General features: G+C 70.6%; 10 protein-coding genes. 6 read left to right on the forward strand and 4 right to left on the reverse strand.

All coding sequences use genetic code 11. The annotated features are described in order from the left end of the window. Positions 1 to 270: 270 nt before the first annotated feature. Positions 271 to 870, forward strand: coding sequence for a YbaB/EbfC family nucleoid-associated protein (locus AB0H93_RS38330; RefSeq protein ID WP_358580394.1), 600 nt, complete (start codon positions 271 to 273; stop codon positions 868 to 870). A gap of 45 nt (positions 871 to 915) precedes the next feature. After that, positions 916 to 5775 (forward strand): DUF6531 domain-containing protein, encoded by a 4860-nt coding sequence (locus AB0H93_RS38335; RefSeq protein WP_358580396.1) that lies wholly within the window; start codon positions 916 to 918, stop codon positions 5773 to 5775. A 167-nt stretch (positions 5776 to 5942) separates the two neighbouring features. On the opposite strand, the gene AB0H93_RS38340 is transcribed toward AB0H93_RS38335, so the two are convergent. Further along, the gene (locus AB0H93_RS38340) at positions 5943 to 7160 is read right to left on the reverse strand and encodes an ROK family transcriptional regulator (protein ID WP_358580399.1); all 1218 of its coding nucleotides are present in this window, start codon (positions 7158 to 7160) and stop codon (positions 5943 to 5945) included. A gap of 119 nt (positions 7161 to 7279) precedes the next feature. Between AB0H93_RS38340 and AB0H93_RS38345 the strand changes: the two genes are divergently transcribed. Genes AB0H93_RS38345 through AB0H93_RS38355 form a run of 3 tightly spaced genes read left to right on the forward strand, consistent with a single transcriptional unit; the run spans position 7280 to position 10340 of the window. Then, the gene (locus AB0H93_RS38345) at positions 7280 to 8617 is read left to right on the forward strand and encodes an extracellular solute-binding protein (protein ID WP_358580401.1); all 1338 of its coding nucleotides are present in this window, start codon (positions 7280 to 7282) and stop codon (positions 8615 to 8617) included. An 11-nt stretch (positions 8618 to 8628) separates the two neighbouring features. Then, the gene (locus tag AB0H93_RS38350; RefSeq protein ID WP_358580403.1) at positions 8629 to 9501 is read left to right on the forward strand and encodes a sugar ABC transporter permease; all 873 of its coding nucleotides are present in this window, start codon (positions 8629 to 8631) and stop codon (positions 9499 to 9501) included. Continuing rightward, positions 9501 to 10340, forward strand: a complete 840-nt coding sequence (locus AB0H93_RS38355; RefSeq protein ID WP_358580405.1) for a carbohydrate ABC transporter permease — start codon at positions 9501 to 9503, stop codon at positions 10338 to 10340. The genes AB0H93_RS38350 and AB0H93_RS38355 overlap by 1 nt, the downstream gene beginning before the upstream one ends. A 179-nt stretch (positions 10341 to 10519) precedes the next feature. On the opposite strand, the gene AB0H93_RS38360 is transcribed toward AB0H93_RS38355, so the two are convergent. The 3 genes from AB0H93_RS38360 to AB0H93_RS38370 form a co-directional block, all read right to left on the reverse strand. Then, positions 10520 to 12343, reverse strand: coding sequence for an alpha/beta fold hydrolase (locus AB0H93_RS38360; protein ID WP_358580407.1), 1824 nt, complete (start codon positions 12341 to 12343; stop codon positions 10520 to 10522). A 138-nt stretch (positions 12344 to 12481) separates the two neighbouring features. After that, positions 12482 to 13453 carry a CU044_5270 family protein gene (locus AB0H93_RS38365; protein ID WP_358580409.1) on the reverse strand — a complete coding sequence of 324 codons (972 nt, stop codon included), beginning with the start codon at positions 13451 to 13453 and terminating at the stop codon, positions 12482 to 12484. Further along, positions 13450 to 14085: an RNA polymerase sigma factor gene (locus AB0H93_RS38370; protein WP_358580411.1), complete on the reverse strand. Its 636-nt coding sequence runs from the start codon at positions 14083 to 14085 to the stop codon at positions 13450 to 13452. Before AB0H93_RS38370 ends, AB0H93_RS38365 begins: the two co-directional genes overlap by 4 nt. Before the next feature lie 255 nt (positions 14086 to 14340). Here AB0H93_RS38370 and AB0H93_RS38375 point away from each other — a divergent pair, with 255 nt between their 5' ends. Continuing rightward, on the forward strand, positions 14341 to 15969 hold the full coding sequence (locus tag AB0H93_RS38375) for an alpha/beta hydrolase (RefSeq protein WP_358580413.1): 1629 nt from the start codon (positions 14341 to 14343) through the stop codon (positions 15967 to 15969). Positions 15970 to 16035: the final 66 nt, after the last annotated feature.

Genomic DNA, 16035 nt, shown 5'->3' on the forward strand with positions numbered 1-16035 from the left:
TGGCTCGGCAGGCGCCGACAGGGTTTAGCGCGCCGGAGGGTGAGACGGTGGCTCGGCAGGCGCCGACAGGGTTTAGCGCGCCGGAGGGTGAGACGGTGGCTCGGCAGGCGCCGACAGGGTTTAGCGCGCCGGAGGGTGAGACGGCTGCTCAGCAGGCGCCGACGCGTTTTCAGCGTGGCTGAGGGCGGAACGGTGGTCGCTCCGACGCAGTGGTCGGCGGCTCAGCGCAGCAGGCAGACCGCGGAGTAGCAATTCTTTGGAGGTAGTGCGATGCCGGGCGAAAGCCGAGGCGGGTTCGCCGCGATCGGGTCCGACCCCGACGAGGCCGAGCAGCGGATCCAGCAGTGGGCGCAGGGCTTCGCCGACAAGGCGCGGCGTTACCAGGAAGTGCAGCAGCAGACCGAGCAGCTGCGGCTGACCGCCGCCAGCCCGGACGGCCGCATCAAGGTGACGGTCCGCGCCGACGGCAGCGTGACGGACCTGGAGTTCACCGACAAGGTCCGCACGATGGCGCCGTCCGAGCTGGCCGCGCAGATCCTGTCCACGATGCACCGGGCGCAGTCCGACATCGCGAGCAAGGTCGGCGAGACGATGGCCGCCCACCTCGGCGACGAGGACCTGCAGACGCGCGCGATGATGCTGGACAACCTGCGCGAACGGTTCCCCGAGCAGCCCGAGGACCCGGAACCCGAACCGTCGGAAGCCTCGTCGAAGTGGGCGCTCCCGGACGACGAGGAAGCCCCGAAGCCGCCGCCCGCACCGCCCGCACCGCCGGCGGCCGGGCCGACGCCGCCCGCCGCGCCGCCGAAGCGGCCCCGCTTCGAGGACGACGACGAGTTCGGCCCCGACTTCGATCCGCTGCGGGACTGACCTCCCGCCCTTTCCTTCCCGTTTCCTGTTACCTGGGGTGATGTCGTGACGAATCCGTTGGTTGCCCAGCGTGAGGACTCGACGCAGTCGTTCAGCGGTGTGCCGATCCTGGAGTCGGTCAACGACACGAAGAAGGCGATCGAGTCCGGGGACTGGGCGTCGGGCGTCATGGGGGCGGTGAGCACCGGCCTGGACGCGCTGGGCATGGCGATGGATCCGTTCGGCTCGATCCTCGCTGCCGGCGTGGGCTGGCTGATGGAGCACGTCGGCCCGGTCTCGGACGCGCTGGACGCCCTTACCGGCGATCCGGACGAGATCAAGGCGCACTCGGAGACGTGGAAGAACATCTCGGCGGAGCTGGGCGAGATCGGCACCGAGATGACCAACCTGGTCAACAACGACACGGGGAGCTGGATCGGCGAGGCCGGTGATGCCTACCGGAAGCGCAGCGAGGACACCGCCAACCTGATCGCGGCCGCGCAGGCGGCGGCCGACGGCGCGTCGAGCGGCATCGGCACGGCGGGCGAGGTCGTCGCGGCGGTGCGGACGCTGGTGCGCGACATCATCGCCGAGCTCGTCGGCCACCTGGTGAGCTGGGCGTTGCAGGTGCTGGCCACGCTGGGCATCGCGATGGCCTGGGTGGTGCCGCAGGTGGTCGCGGAGGTCGCCAAGGTCGCCGCCCGCATCGCCGACATCACCACGAAGCTGGTCAAGGCGATCAAGGCCCTGGCCCCGATGCTGAAGAAGCTCGGCTCCTCCTTCGGCGACGCCAAGGACGCCCTGAAGAAGATCAAGTCCGGCGACGGTTCGGCCCCGACCCCGAAGGGCCCGGCGTCGACCAAGTCGACGTCCAGCGACGGTCCGCCGACGAAGAACAGCCCCGACGGCCCGCCCCCCAAGTCGTCGCCGAACGACGGCCCGGCCTCGACGTCATCGACGTCCAGCGACGGCCCGCCGACGAAGAACAGCCCCGACGGCCCGCCGTCGAAGTCTCCGAACGACGGCCCGCCAACGAGGTCGGGGCCGGAAACGGGCCCGACGCCGAGCGGCAACTCCCCTGCTTCGACGCGGTCGAACAACAAGCCGGATGGTTCCAGCAACAAGCCGGACAACCCCAGGGACCGGTCGGTCAAGGGTGAGGACATCTGCACCGGGGGCTCCGAGCCGGTCGACCTCGCCACCGGTCACATGGTGATGACCGAGAAGGACCTGGAGATCCAGGGCCCGCTGAGCCTGGTGCTGCAGCGGATGTACGTCTCGTCGTACCGGGCGGGGCGGTGGTTCGGCCAGTCGTGGGCCTCGACGCTGGACCAGCGGCTGGAGGTCGACGCGGAGAACGTCTGCTACTTCTCCCCGGACGGGATGATCCTGGTCTACCCGCTGCCGTCGGCGGAAGCCCCGGCGCTGCCGGTCGAAGGCCCGCGGTGGCCGTTGCACCTGGACGAGGACGGCGGCTACAGCCTGGAGAACACGCAGCTGAACCAGATCCTCCGATTCGGCTCGCCGACCGGGCGCGACCCGGTGCTGCCGTTGCTGTCGGTCGAGGACGAGGACGGTCGCCGGCTCGACGTCGAGCACCGCCGGTTCGGCCCGCCCAAGGCGATCCAGCATTCCGACGGGTACCGGGTGGAGATCGACAGCGAGCAGGAGCGAATCACCGCGCTCCGCGTGGTCGACCCGGAACGCGACCTCGACGTGCTGGTGATGCGGTACGGCTACGACGCCAAGGGCCGCCTGGCCGAGGTGGTCAACTCCTCGGGCAAGGCGCTGCTGTTCCAGTACGACGGCGCGGGCAGGCTGACGGAGTGGCAGGACCGCAACGGGTTCTGGTTCCGCTACATCTACGACGAGCACGGCCGTTGCGTCCGGACGGTGGGCGACAAGGGCTTCTTCGACTCCACCTTCACCTACGACGGGTCGATCACCCGGTACACCGATTCCCTGGGCGGCGTCAAGGAATTCGAGTTCAACGACGCGAAGCAGCTCGTGCGGGAGTCCGACGCGCTCGGCAACACCACGCTGTCGACGTGGGATCGCTACGACCGGTTGCTCGACCGGACCGATCCGCTGGGCCGGACCACGTACTACCAGTACGACAGCCTGGGCAAGCCGCGGTGGATCACGCGCCCGGACGGAAGCACCGTCCGGCTGAACCTCGCCGACGACGGCACCGTCTCCTCGATCGAGGTGAAGGACGGTGAGCGCACCTGGGCGCGTGCCTACGACGGCGAGGCGTTGGACCCGTTCAGCGGAAAGGTCGGCGTAGCACCGCGACTCAGCGTCGAGAGCATCCGATCCGGACGCGCCGAGACCACCGAACCGGAACTCACCGAGCCCGATCCCCGGCTGCTGGACCTGTTCGGACGCCCCCGGGAGACGACGACGCCGGGTGGCGGGCGGATCCAGCTCGGCTGGACCGTGGAAGGCCGTCGTTCCTGGCGCGTCGACTCGTTGGGCAACAGGGTGCAGTGGCGCTACGACCCCGAGGGCAACCAGATCGCGCAGGTCGACGAGATCGGCGGGGTGACCGCCACCGAGTACGGCCCGTTCGAGGTCGAGCTGGCCAGCGTCGACCAGACCGGGGCGCGCACCACGCGCACCTTCGACACCGAGCGGAGGCTGACCTCCGTCACCAATCCGCAGGGCCAGACCTGGCGCTACGTCTACGACCTCGCGGGCAGGGTGGTCGAGGAGCACGACTTCGACGGCCGGGTGCTGCGCTACGCCTACGACCCGGCGGGACAGCTCGTGCGCTCGGTCAACGGCGCGGGCGAGGAGACCGAATACGTCTACGACGCGCTCGGCAACCTGGTCGAGTGGCGGGCTCCCTCGGGCGTCACCAAGTACGCCTATTCACCCGTCGGCCACCTGATCCGGGCGACCAACGACGACGCCGTCCTCGAGTTCGAGCGGGACGACCAGGGACGCATCACCGCGGAGACCATCAACGGCCGGTCGGTCACGTTCGCCTACGACAGCGAGAACGGCGTGATCCGGCGGCAGACGCCGTCCGGGGTGGCCAGTGCCTGGAACTACGACGCCGCCGGCCGGGCGACCGGCCTGTCCTTCGCCGGGCATTCGCTGAACTTCGGCTACGACGCCGCCGGTCAGCAGATCAACCGCTCGATCGACGGCGCGGTGACCCTGGTGCAGTCGTACGACGGCGAGCAGCGGCTCACCTCGCAGGCGGTCACGGGACGCTCGGGCCAGCAAGTGCTGCGGCGACGGTTCGTCTACCGACCCGACGGCAAGCTGATCGGCACCGACGACGGGCTCTCCGGGAGCATTCGCTACCAGATCGACCCGTCCGGCCGGGTGGTCGAAGTCATCGCACCGGACCGGCGGGAGAGCTACCGGTATGACGGGTCGGGGAACGTCGTCGCGTCCAACGGCCTCAACGATGCCGAGACCGGTCCGCGGCGCTATGCGGGCAACAGCCTGATCGCCGCGGGGGCGGTCACCTTCCAGCACGACGCGCAGGGCAGGCTGGTCCTCCGCGCCGACAACACCGGCCGGAATTGGCGCTATGCGTGGGATTCCTACGACCGGCTGGTCGCGGTGACGACCCCGGAGGGCGTCATCTGGCGGTACCGGTACGACCCGGTCGGCCGGCGGATCGCCAAGCAGCGACTCGCTCCCGACCTGTCCACGGTGGCCGAGCAGACCGACTTCGTCTGGGACGGCGGGACGCTGATCGAGCAGGTGCACACCGACGCCGGCGGCCGCCGCACGGTGACGACCTGGGCGCATCATCCGGACGACGACGCGCCCGTCGCCCAGCTCGAGCGCGGCGCGGGTGCGCAGGAGCGGTTCCACTCGGTCATCACCGACCAGGTGGGGACGGCGACCGATCTGGTCGATCCCAGCGGAATGCTCACCTGGCACGGCCGGAACAGCCTGTGGGGCAGGGAATTGCCTGCTCCGCCGGCCGCCGCCGGCACGCCGCTGCGGTTCCCCGGCCAGTACGCCGACCGCGAAAGCGGTCTGAACTACAACGTCTACCGCTACTACAACCCGGCCACCGGTCGTTACCTCAGCCAGGACCCGCTGGGACTCGCCCCGGCCCCGAACCCCGTCGCCTACGTCGGCAACCCGCACAGCGCCAAGGACCCGCTGGGGCTGATGCCGAAGAAGGGCGGCGGCGGGAAGGGCGGGCAGGGCCAGGGGGCCACCGCGGGGTCGAAGGACAAGACCGGGCGCAAGCACGGGGCCCCGAACACGCCGGAGACCGGGAACAACGGGCAAGGCCCTTCGAACCAGGGCGGCAGCAACACGGACCGGCCGGAGCCCAAGGCGCTCGAGCAGAAGCCCGTGGGGACGTACGACGTGAACGGCAAGAAGTACAACGTCGAGGTCGAAGCCCACCAGAACAAGCACCAGACCACCCACATCACCGGGATGGACAACAAGAACGTCAGCAACTCCGGCGCCAACAAGTTCCCGGAGAACGTCGGCGATCAGGCGCACAAGGACTACTTCGGCAAGAACGCCGCGGAGATCGCGGACCTCAAGCGCCAGGAGAAGCTGGAGGCCTACAAGGACGGGGGCACCGCCGACGCTCGCTTCGAGGCGAAGCGGGAGCGGGATCAGGCCTGGGAGGACCTCCGGAAGGGCGAGAAGTCCTACGCCGAGTACAAGGCTGCGAACGACCGCTACCAGGAGGCCGCGAGGAAGGACGACGCGGCGTACAAGAATCTCGAGAAAATCAGCCACGACGGCTTCAGGCGCCCGGACGGATCGATCTACGAGGGCGCCAATCCGGCGCAGAGCGTCGATGGCGTCCGCTACCAGGTGTCGGGCAACTTCAGCGGCGGTTCCAACGACGTGAGCTACCACTGCTACCCGGGCACCAAGAAGCAGTCGGTCTGGGACAACCAGTACGGCGACATGTTCAAGAAGTTCTAGTTGGAAATCAGAGCTCCGATTTCCATTGAAGTTGCGAGAGTTGTCCACAAGCGTCGGCGTGTCGGGGTGCGACACGCCGACGGTCCGCAAGTTCCATTGAAATTGAAGGTCCGATTTCCATTGAAATTGCGGGCGTCAAGTGGTTCGCCGCTGGGTCCGGGGGTCGGTCAGGAGCCGAGGAGGGTGGTCAGGCGCGGCGAATAGGCGTGGTCGAGCACCAGCGACGCCGCGCCCACCGCTCCGGCGTCGTCGCCGATCAGCGCCGTCTCGACGCGCACCGGCCGCACCTTCGGCGCCCACACCTGCGCGTCGACCACCTTCGCCACGCGGGCCCGCACCAGATCCGCCACGTGCCGGAGCGCGGGCCCGCCGAGCACCACGCGGTCGACGTCCAGCACGCTCACCACCGATGCCAACGCCTGGCCCAACCGGGTTGCCGCCACGCGCAGCACCCGGGTCGCCGTGGCGTCACCGTCGGCCGCCGAGCGGCACAGGCGCTCGTAGGTCGCCGCGACCGGTTCCCCGTTCGGCTCCTCCCGGGTCGCCGCCCGCCAGTCGGCGACGATCGCGCGCATCGAGCAGTACGCCTCCAGGCATCCCTTTCTGCCGCAATGGCATTCGCGCCCGCCGCCGCTGTGCACGTGGCCGATCTCGCCGGCGTTGTTGCTGACCCCGCGATGCACCTGATCGCCCAGCACCACGCCGATGCCGACCCCGGAACCCAGGTAGACGTAGACGAACGAGCCCGCGCGGTCCGCGCGGCCGGCCCACCGCTCGCCGATCGCCGCGGCCGTCGCGTCGTTGTCCATCACCACCGGCAGCCCGGCGCGGCCCTCGACGATGTCGGCGAGCGGAACATCCGCCCACCCGGCCAGGTTCGGCGGCCCGAGCACCCGCCGGTTCGCCGCGTCCAGCGGACCGGGCACCGCCAGTCCGACGCCGAGCACCCGGCCGTCGGCGATGCCGGAACGCCGCACCAGCTGGTGGAAGGTGCGGGCCAGCGCCGCCCCGACCGCCTCGGGCGAGGCGTCGTCGGGCACGCGGCGGCGGCTGCGCATCCGCACGCCGCCCGCCAGGTCCAGCAGGACGCCGGTGATCCGCTCCGGATCGAGGTGCAGGCCGACCGCCGAGTACGCGTCCGGCACGACCTTCAGCAGTACCCGGCGCTTTCCTCCGGTGGACGGCGCGTGGCCGTTCTCGGTGACCAGTCCGTCGTCGATCAGCGCGCGCACGATGTTGGACATCGTCTGCGCGGTCAGCCCGGTGCGCCGCGCCAGCTCCACGCGGCTGACCTCGCCGTGCTGCCGGATCGCGTCGAGCACGACCGCCCGGTTGAACCCGCCCACCCGCGGCAGATTCGTGCCCTGCCAGGACGCTTTCGCCATCGACGCTCCTCGTCTGGGGCAGCAAGATCGTTGACTTGTTCCATCGAATGGAATTATCTTGCCCAAGAGTGTGATCCGGATCTCAGGTCAGGCGCAACCACTGTCGGCGGGAGGCCGCGATGCGTCGGAACAGGGCGATGTCCGCGTTCATCACCACCACCCTGCTCGTCGTGCTGGCCGCGTGCGGCGGCGCGGCCGACGACCCGAACACGATCAGCGTGGCCTACCACCGGTACGGCAACACGTTGCAGGTCGACCAGTGGATGCAGCGGGTCAAGCAGCAGTACGAGCAGGCGCATCCGGGCAAGGTCGTGAAGCTGGATCCGGTGGTCGCGCCGGAGAGCGAGTACCTGTCGAAGCTGCAGCTGCGGATGCGCTCGCCGTCCACCGCGCCGGACGTGCTCTACGAGGACAGCTTCAACGTGAACTCCGACGTCGCGGCCGGATACCTGGCGCCGCTGGACGACCGGCTGGCGCAGTGGCCCGACTGGGACAACTACATCGACACCACCAAGCAGGCGGGCCGGGCGCAGGACGGCAAGACCTACGGCGTTCCGCTGGACACCGATACCCGCGGCCTCTGGTACAACCGCGAGCTGTTCGCCGAGGTCGGGTTGCCCGCCGAGTGGCGGCCCCGGACCTGGGACGACGTCCTCGCCGCCGCCCGGCAGGTCGAGCAGCGCCGCCCGGACGTCATCGCCCTGGACCTCGCGCTGGGCAAGGCCGAGGGCGAGTCGGTGAGCATGCAGACCGTCGAAATGCTGTTGTACGGCACCGAAACCGGCACCCTCTACGACGACCGGCAGCAGAAGTGGATCGCGCCGAGCAGCGGTTTCGCCGATGCGATGGGCTTCCTGTCCACCGCGTTGGCCGAGGGCCTGACGCAGAGCGGAGCGCAGATCGCCGACGCCCAGTACGACAAGGTGTTCCGCGATGACCTGACCCGCGAGGGCAAGGTCGCGATCCGGCTGGACGGCAGCTTCGCCTCCGGGAACTGGGTGGATTCCGGCTGGCAGGACTGGAGCCGGACGATGGCGGCGACGCCGATGCCCACCCAGCACGGGCAGCCGCCGGGCACGGTCACCCTCTCCGGCGGCTGGACGCTGGCGATCAGCTCGTCCAGCGGCAAGCAGGACGACGCGTTCGAGTTCATCAAGCAGGCGATGACCAAGGACAACGTCGTGGCCTACGCGGCGGCCAGCGGCAACCTGCCGGCCCGCGCGGACGCCGCCGCCGATCCGCGGGTGGTCGGCGCCAACCCGCTCAACCCGTTCTGGATCGGCCTGCTGGACAACACGCACTACCGGCCCGCGCTGCCGGAGTACCCGAAGGTCTCCGAGGCGATCCAGCAGTCGGTGCTCGACGTGGTGGCGGGCAAGCCGCCCGCCGAGGTCGCCGATCGCTGGTCGGAGCAGGTGTCGCGGATCGTGCAGCCGGCGAACACCCGGCCGGGCTGATGGCGGCGCGGGTGGGGCGCTGGCTGGTGCCGATGGCACCCGCGCTGCTGTTGCTCGGCCTGTTCGTCGCCGGTCCGATCCTGTGGAGCGGCTACGTCTCGCTCACCAACGCGGCTTTGACCGGGGCCGCGGCGACCGCGCCGGAGTTCGTCGGGCTGGAGAACTTCCGGCGGCTGCTCACCGATCCGGCGCTGTGGCATTCGGCCTGGCTGACGGTGGTCTTCACGGTGGGCTCGGCGGTCATCGGGCAGAACTGCCTGGGCATGTTCATCGCCGTGCTGACGCAGCACCGGAGCCGTTGGGTGCGCAGCGCGGTCGGCACGGTCGTGGTGTCGGCGTGGGTGCTGCCGGAGCTCGTCGCGGCCTTCGCCGTGTACGCGTTCCTGAACGCCGACGGCACGCTGAACCGGCTGCTCACCGGCCTCGGGCTCGGCGCGCAGGACTGGCTCTACAGCGCGCCGATGGTGGCGGTGATCCTGGGCAACGTCTGGCGGGGCACCGCGTTCTCGATGCTGGTGTACCAGGCGTCGCTGTCGGAGGTGCCGACCGATCTGGTGGAGGCCGCGGAGGTCGACGGCGCCGGGGTGTTCCGCCGGTTCTGGCACGTCACGCTGCCGATCATCCGGCGTTCGGTGCTGACCAACCTGATGCTCATCACGCTGCAGACGATCGGGTTGTTCACGATGATCTACGTGCTGACCGCCGGCGGCCCGGGCGCCGCGACGCAGACGCTGCCGCTGCTGATGTACGACTCGGCGTTCGAGTTCGACGAGATCGGCTACGGCGCCGCGATCTCCCTGGTGCTGCTGCTGATCGGCGGCATTTTCGCGGTCGTGTACGCCAAGAGCCTCAGGGAGCCGGGAAACTGGCGGGAAGGTGCCTGATGGTTTCGGTGACCTCCGCCCGGCGGCGCTCGGTGTCCACTGTGGTCAACCTGGTGCTCGCGGCCATCGCCCTGGCGTTCCTGGCTCCGCTGCTCTGGCTGGTCACGGCCGCGTTCGACGCCGATGCGCCGCTGGCGGCGCAGCTGCCCGCCGCGCTCACCCTCGACAACTTCGGCCAGGTGCTCGACTGGGAGACCAGCGTTCGTCCACTGTGGAACGGATTGCTGATGAGCGGCGGTGCGGCGCTGATCTCGGTCGTCGCCGCGGTGCTGTGCGCCTATCCGCTGTCGCGCTACCAGCTGCGGTTCCGGCGGCCCTTCCTGTACGTCGTGCTGTTCGCCTCCGGCCTGCCGATGACCGCGGTGATGGTCCCGGTGTACAGCATGTTCGTGCGGCTGGAGCTGATCGACTCGATGTTCGGCACCACCCTGTTCCTGGCGGCGACGTCGCTGCCGATCGCGATCTGGATGACGAAGAACTTCATGGACGGCGTCCCGATCGAGCTGGAGGAGGCGGCGTGGGTGGACGGCGCGTCGGCGATGCAGGCGCTGCGCGCGGTGGTGCTGCCGCTGATCGTGCCCGGCATGGCGGTGGTCGCGATCTTCACGTTCATCACCGCGTGGGGCAACTTCTTCGTGCCGTTCGTCCTGCTGCTGGACCCGGCGAAGCAGCCCGCGTCGGTGGGCGTGTTCACCTTCTTCGGCCAGGGCGGCCTGATCGCCTACGGCCAGCTGGCGGCCTACTCGATCCTCTACACGGCCCCGGCGATCGCCCTGTACCTGATCGTCGGCCGAACCCTCGGCGGCGCCTTCAACCTCGCCGGCGCCATCAAGCACTGATCCGTTCGCATTGAGCCGTTTCATCCTTGCCAGTGCTGGTGGCGGCATGCGTGTGCGGCACCCGGGGTCGTGAGTGCGCATGGTCGCTATAACGACCATCGCCACTCACGAGGCTCGTTGCAACCGAACCGTCGATTTCAAGGGAAATCGCGGGAAGGGGCGGGCGCGTGGGTGACTCGTCAAGCACCGATCCGCCGCAGGACGGCGGCGACCGCGGCGGGGTGGGTGAGCTGCGGGTTGTGCCCGGCGCCGGGGATGGTGGTGACGGTGGCCGATCCCGGGTCGTCGAGCAGCGGATCCTGTTGTCCGGCAACGATGTGGACCGCGGTGTCGCCGAGCAGGGCGCGGAGGGCGGCGCGTTCCTCGGGCCGGTTCGCGTCCCTGAGCCAGCGGGCGGTGCGGCGGGCGACGGCGGGCCGACGCAGCTGGGCGGTGGCGCTCGCAACGGCCTGGCGGGCTTCGGCGGGCGGAGCGTCGCCGAGGAGCGAAGCCGTGAGGCGCTGGACGGAGATCCGCTTGAGCAGCGGCGCGGCGAGCGCGCGGAGCAGCTTCGAGGCTTCGGCCTGGAGGAAGTAGGGCGAAACCAGGAGCACTCCCGCGATGCGGTCGGGATGCGCGGCGGCGAAGCGCAGCGCCGGCGCGGTGGCCGCCGAGTGGGCGACGATCACGGGCCGGGTTCGCACGGGTGCCAGCAGGTCCGCGAGCCAGTCCAGCGGCGTGGCCCCGGTCGGGGCCGAGCGGCCGAGGCCCGGCAGATCGGCGACCAGGGCGCGAGAGTCCCCCAGTTCGCCGAGCACGCCCCGCCAGGACTCGCCGTCGAGCGGAAGCCCGTGCAGGAGCACGAAATCGGGCGAGGTCCGGTCGCCGGCGAGGTAGGTCCGGGAGCCTGCGACGTCGTGGAAGCCGCCGGGGAGCGCGGCGGAAGTCGCGCCGAACCGGTCCGCCACGAGCCGGTCCGCCCAGCGGCGCAGCGCGGTCCCGGCGGGCGGCTGCCGGAGCCCGGCGGCCTCGGCGACCCGCTCCGCCGAAGCGGTGTCGTAGCGGTCCTCGATCAGGAAGTCCAAGGTTTCCGGGTCGGCCCCGGTCAGCGCGGTCGGGAGGCGGCGGACCAGGGACACCGGCACGCGGGTCCGCGGCACGCGCACGCCCAGGTGGTCGGCGAGCATCCGGACCACATCGGGCAGGTCCGGGGTGTCCGCGTCGAGCACCCAGTGCCGGCCGCCGGGCTCCGGATCGTGCTCGGGGACGGCGGCCATGAACCTCGCGAAGTGGTCCACGGTCACGACGGGGACGAACGTGCGCGCGGTTCCGGGCAGCGCGGGCAGCCGCCCGGTCCACAGCTGGCGGACCAGTTCGGCCAGGCCGATGTACTGACCGGCCTCGCCGGTGGCCGAGTGGCCGATCACGCTGCTGGGGTTCACCACCGTCAGCGGGACCGCCAGCCGGGCGGCGACGACCCGCACGGCCGCATCCGCCTCCAACTTGGATCCCTCGTACGCGCCCTTGTCCCGGTAGAGCGCCGCGAGTTCGGCCTCGGGGAGGGGATACCGCGCCTGCCGGTCCAGCCCAGCCCGGTAGCCCGACACGTGGACCAGCCTGCGCAGATCGCGGCGGGCGGCGGCCCAGCGCAGCACGTTGAGGGCGCCCTCGACGTTGACCGCCCTGGCCTCCTCGCGCTGCAGCCCGAACCGGTAGAGGGCGGCGGTGTTGAACACGTCCCGCACGTCGGCGAGCCGCTCGTCGTCGGCCGCGCTGAGCCCCAGGCCGGGACCACCGGTGAGGTCACCGGCGACGACCACGAGCCGGTCGTCGGCCGCGCCGCGATCGCGCAGCCACCCGCGCAATTCCGCCTCCCGGCTCATCCCGCCGCGCTCCCGGAGGACGGCCGCGACCGTCCGGCCCTGGTCCAGCAGGTGCAGCACCGTCCACCGGCCGATGAAGCCGGTCGCACCGAACACCACTGCGTCCGGTGCCCCGATGGGCCTGCCGCTCTCGATCATCATGCAGAAAAACTAGACCGGTCTACATATTTTGTCCAGCATCTGACGCCGAACTCCCTTGCCGTCGGAAGCGGCGCCGCGCCCGACGGATCTCGTGAGGGGTGGCGGCGGTTTCGCGCGAAACCGCCGCCACCGGCGCTCCTACCGCCCGCCCGGAACCTGCCCGATCCCGTCGACCACGCCCCGCTCCAGCACGGCCTTCGTCTCCACGAGCGATCCGCCCGCGCCCAAGCTGCTGTCCTCGGCGAGCACGGTCCGCTTCCCCAGGTACTCCAGGGTCTGCGGGTCGAAGATCCACTGCTTGCGCATGCTGGCGTCCTCGTCGAGGTAGCTCACCACCAGACCGGTGCGGCCCTCGGCGTCCTGCGCCTGGCCGCCCAGCTCCACGCCGGGGATCTTCGCCGCCGCCTGGTACACCGCCGCGGCCAGGTCCGGCGGCAGCAGGGCTTCCTGGATCAGGTCACCGAGCTTGTCGAACGTCCGCCGGTCCTTCGAACCGCCGCTGCCGGAGTTCTCGCGCGCCCAGGCCAGCAGTGCGTCGGGATCGGTCGGCAGCTTCTTGAGCTCCTCGTAGGTGGGCGTCTGGTCGGCGTGCTTGATCAGCTCGAACATCGGCTCGGAGCCCTCGCGGATCGCGCCGACGGGCGCGCCGGGAGCGACCTGCCGCTGCGCGAACCAGATCTCCCGCTCCTGCACCGGTCCCAGCACGAACGGCCCGCCGGTGTCGCCGTCGGCGGTGGAGTCCGCGCCGACGCTCTTGATGTAGACGTACTGGTCGGGCCGGACCTGGGGCTCGGGCTTCGCGGCGGCCGCCGCCGAGATCCGGCCCAGTTGCTCGGCCGCTGCGGCCTGACCGGCGTTCGGACCGGACTGCAGCACGAACACGCCGGCGGTGATGGCGGCGATCGTCAGCGGAACGGCGGCCAGGGCCCACCGCCTGCTCCGCGCCGGGCGGGCGTGGGTCCGGGGCTGCTGGTGGATCTCCTGCATGAGGTTCTCCCTGAGGACGGTGAACCGCTCGCCGGACAGCTCGGGCTCGGCCGGGGATGGCAGCAGGTGAGCGAGTTCGGCGCGGTCGACCTCTTCGCGCGACCCGCGTCGCATGGCCTTCATCGGTTCCTCCCTTGCGGCGAACGGGACGCCATCGGGCGTCCACCCCCTTCCTGTCCGGCTGCGGTCGCGGGTTCCGCCGCCACGCGCAGGTTCTGCATTTCGGCGTCGGCGAGCTTCTGCAGCCGCGCACGGGCGCGCGACAGCCGGGAGCGCACCGTCCCGACCGGGACGCCGAGGGCTTCCGCAGCGGCCGCGTAGTCCAGGCCGGACCAGACGCACAGCGTGAAGACCTCGCGTTCGCCGCGGCGGAGCTTGGCCAGCGCGCGTCGCGCGGCCGCGACGCGTTCGGCGTCGTCCATCCGGCCCGCCACGTCGTCGGCGAAGTCCGGGACGGTGTCCTGCGGCCGGGTCCGGGCCAGCGCGGCCTGGTGCCGCCGCGCCGCGCGGGAGACGTTGCGCTGGACGTTGGTGGCGATGCCGAGCAGCCACGGCAGCAGCGATTCGCCGTCGGCGTGCACCCGGTCCCGGATCCGCCAGGCCTCCAGGAACGTCAGCTGGGTGATGTCCTCGGCGGTGGCGTGGTCGGTGAGCCGGGCGGCGTGGCGGAAGACGGCCCGGGCGTGTTCGTCGAATAGCCGCGCGAATGCGGCCGGATCCCCGGCCCGCACCCGGCTGCGCAATGTCTCTCCCACGCCCAGTCCTGTCCGCGACGACCCCCGAGTTCCAGGTGACCTGGATCACTTTTTGAAGTCGGGGTGCGATTTCCCGAGAAATCGACGTTCATCGGGGTGAACGTACATTTCTCGATCGAGAAATTGCGTTCCGGCGGCCGAAAGCTCCTGACATTTGTCACGGATAGTTTCGACAAGCGGCAGTACCTCGCTGTTGTGTTCACCTGATCGAATGATCTTGCAGCTTTAAGTGAACGCAACGTGAGAGGGGATCCGATGCGAAAATCCTTGCGCGCGTTAGGGGTTACCGCAGCCCTGGGGGTGCTGCTGGTCGCCGCCCAGCCCGCCCTCGCCCAGCAGGCGCCACCCCAGCCGCCGTTCGAGGTGCCGGCGAAATTCGCGGAACAGCGGATCCAGTGGGCACCGTGCTTCCCGCCCGAACTCCCGCCGGACCTGCCGCCGGGATCCGAGCGCCTCCAGTGCGGCACCATGACCGCGCCGATGGACTGGCACAACCCGGACAACGGCAAGGAAATCAGCATCGCGGTCACCAGGCTGTCGCCCGCAGACGGCCCCAGCGACCGCGCACTGTTCACCAACCCCGGCGGCCCCGGCGGCGCGGGCCTCGGCATGCCGCTGGCGATGCTCACCATGGGCATTCCCGAAGTGATGGACGCCTTCGACGTCTACGGCATCGACGTGCGCGGCACCGGGAACAGCAGCACTGTCTCCTGTGGACCGCGGGAGGCGGGGCTCGGGATGGACGTCCGGGATCGCAGCCCGGAGAGCATCAGGGCGCTGATGGACATGACCCGGCAGCTCGCCGCCGACTGCCAGGAGCACAGCGGCGAGCTCGGCCGCTACGTCACCACCGAGCAGACGGTGGCCGACTTCGACCTGCTCCGCCAGGTCGAGCAGCGCGAGAAGATCAACTGGTACGGCGTCTCGGGCGGCACCTGGCTCGGCGCCTACCTGGCCACCTACTTCCCGCAGTCGGTGGACAAGGTGGTGCTCGACTCGAACACCGAGTTCACCGGCAGCTGGCAGGAGGTCTTCGGCTGGCAGCCGATGGCCTTCGAGCGCCGCTGGCGCGAGGACGCGCTGCCCTGGCTGGCCGCGCACGACGCGACCTACCACCTGGGCGCCGATCCGCAGCAGGTCCAGGCCACTGTGGACGAACTGCGCGCGGCGCTGAAGGCGGATCCGCTGCCGTCGCCGGACGGCCCGCCGGTCGACCACGCCGCGCTCGACGCCCTGGTGGTGTACAGCATGTACTCGAAGTTCGCGTTCCCGAAGCTGGGCGGCACGCTCGCGGCGCTGCGGGAGAGCGCGGGCGAGGCCGCCCCGGTGCTCGCGCAGGCGCGGGCCCGCGCCATGCCGATGCAGGCCGATCCGAACGACAGCATGGCGGCGACGTTGTACTCGATCCGCTGCAACGACACGGAGTTCCGGGGCTCCCCCGAGTCGGTGGTGGCGCGGTCCGGTGTGGAGGGGCGGCTGTTCCCGACCGTGGGCTACAACTCGATCGTGCAGCCGTGCCTGTTCTGGGAGCGCCCGGAGGTGAACCTGCCGAAGATCACGGGCAAGGGCCTCCCGCCGGTGCTGATGCTCCAGTCGGAGAACGACCCGGCGACCGCGTGGGAAGGCGCGGAGGTCGCGCACCGGAAGTTCCAGGGCTCGCGGATGATCAGCGTCCGCGGCGAAGGGGACCACGGGGTCTTCGGCATCGGCAACGCCTGCGTCGACGACGCGACCACGGCGTACCTGCTCGACGGCGTGGTGCCCGGGCGCGACCTGACCTGCCAGGGCACGCCGGCGCCGGAGCCGGCGGGGATGCGCAGCCTCGAGTCCGGCGTCCGGAGCCTGCTGGACGAGCTGGACCGGCTGTCCGGCGTGCTCGGCTGATCTCGGAAAAGGGCTTGGCGTCGCGCAAAAAGCTCGCGGGCGGGGAGTGGATTCGATCCGCTCGCC

It is taken from the genome of Saccharopolyspora sp. NPDC050642 (assembly GCF_040654735.1).
Classification (GTDB): domain Bacteria; phylum Actinomycetota; class Actinomycetes; order Mycobacteriales; family Pseudonocardiaceae; genus Saccharopolyspora; species Saccharopolyspora elongata.

Excerpts from the sequence above, each read along its gene's own strand:
- AB0H93_RS38330 (WP_358580394.1), top strand. The coding sequence starts at position 271 with ATGCCGGGCGAAAGCCGAGGCGGGTTCGCCGCGATCGGGTCCGACCCC.
- AB0H93_RS38340 (WP_358580399.1), bottom strand. The coding sequence starts at position 7,160 with ATGGCGAAAGCGTCCTGGCAGGGCACGAATCTGCCGCGGGTGGGCGGG.
- AB0H93_RS38345 (WP_358580401.1), top strand. The coding sequence starts at position 7,280 with ATGCGTCGGAACAGGGCGATGTCCGCGTTCATCACCACCACCCTGCTC.
- AB0H93_RS38355 (WP_358580405.1), top strand. The coding sequence starts at position 9,501 with ATGGTTTCGGTGACCTCCGCCCGGCGGCGCTCGGTGTCCACTGTGGTC.
- AB0H93_RS38360 (WP_358580407.1), bottom strand. The coding sequence starts at position 12,343 with ATGATGATCGAGAGCGGCAGGCCCATCGGGGCACCGGACGCAGTGGTG.
- AB0H93_RS38365 (WP_358580409.1), bottom strand. The coding sequence starts at position 13,453 with ATGAAGGCCATGCGACGCGGGTCGCGCGAAGAGGTCGACCGCGCCGAA.
- AB0H93_RS38375 (WP_358580413.1), top strand. The coding sequence starts at position 14,341 with ATGCGAAAATCCTTGCGCGCGTTAGGGGTTACCGCAGCCCTGGGGGTG.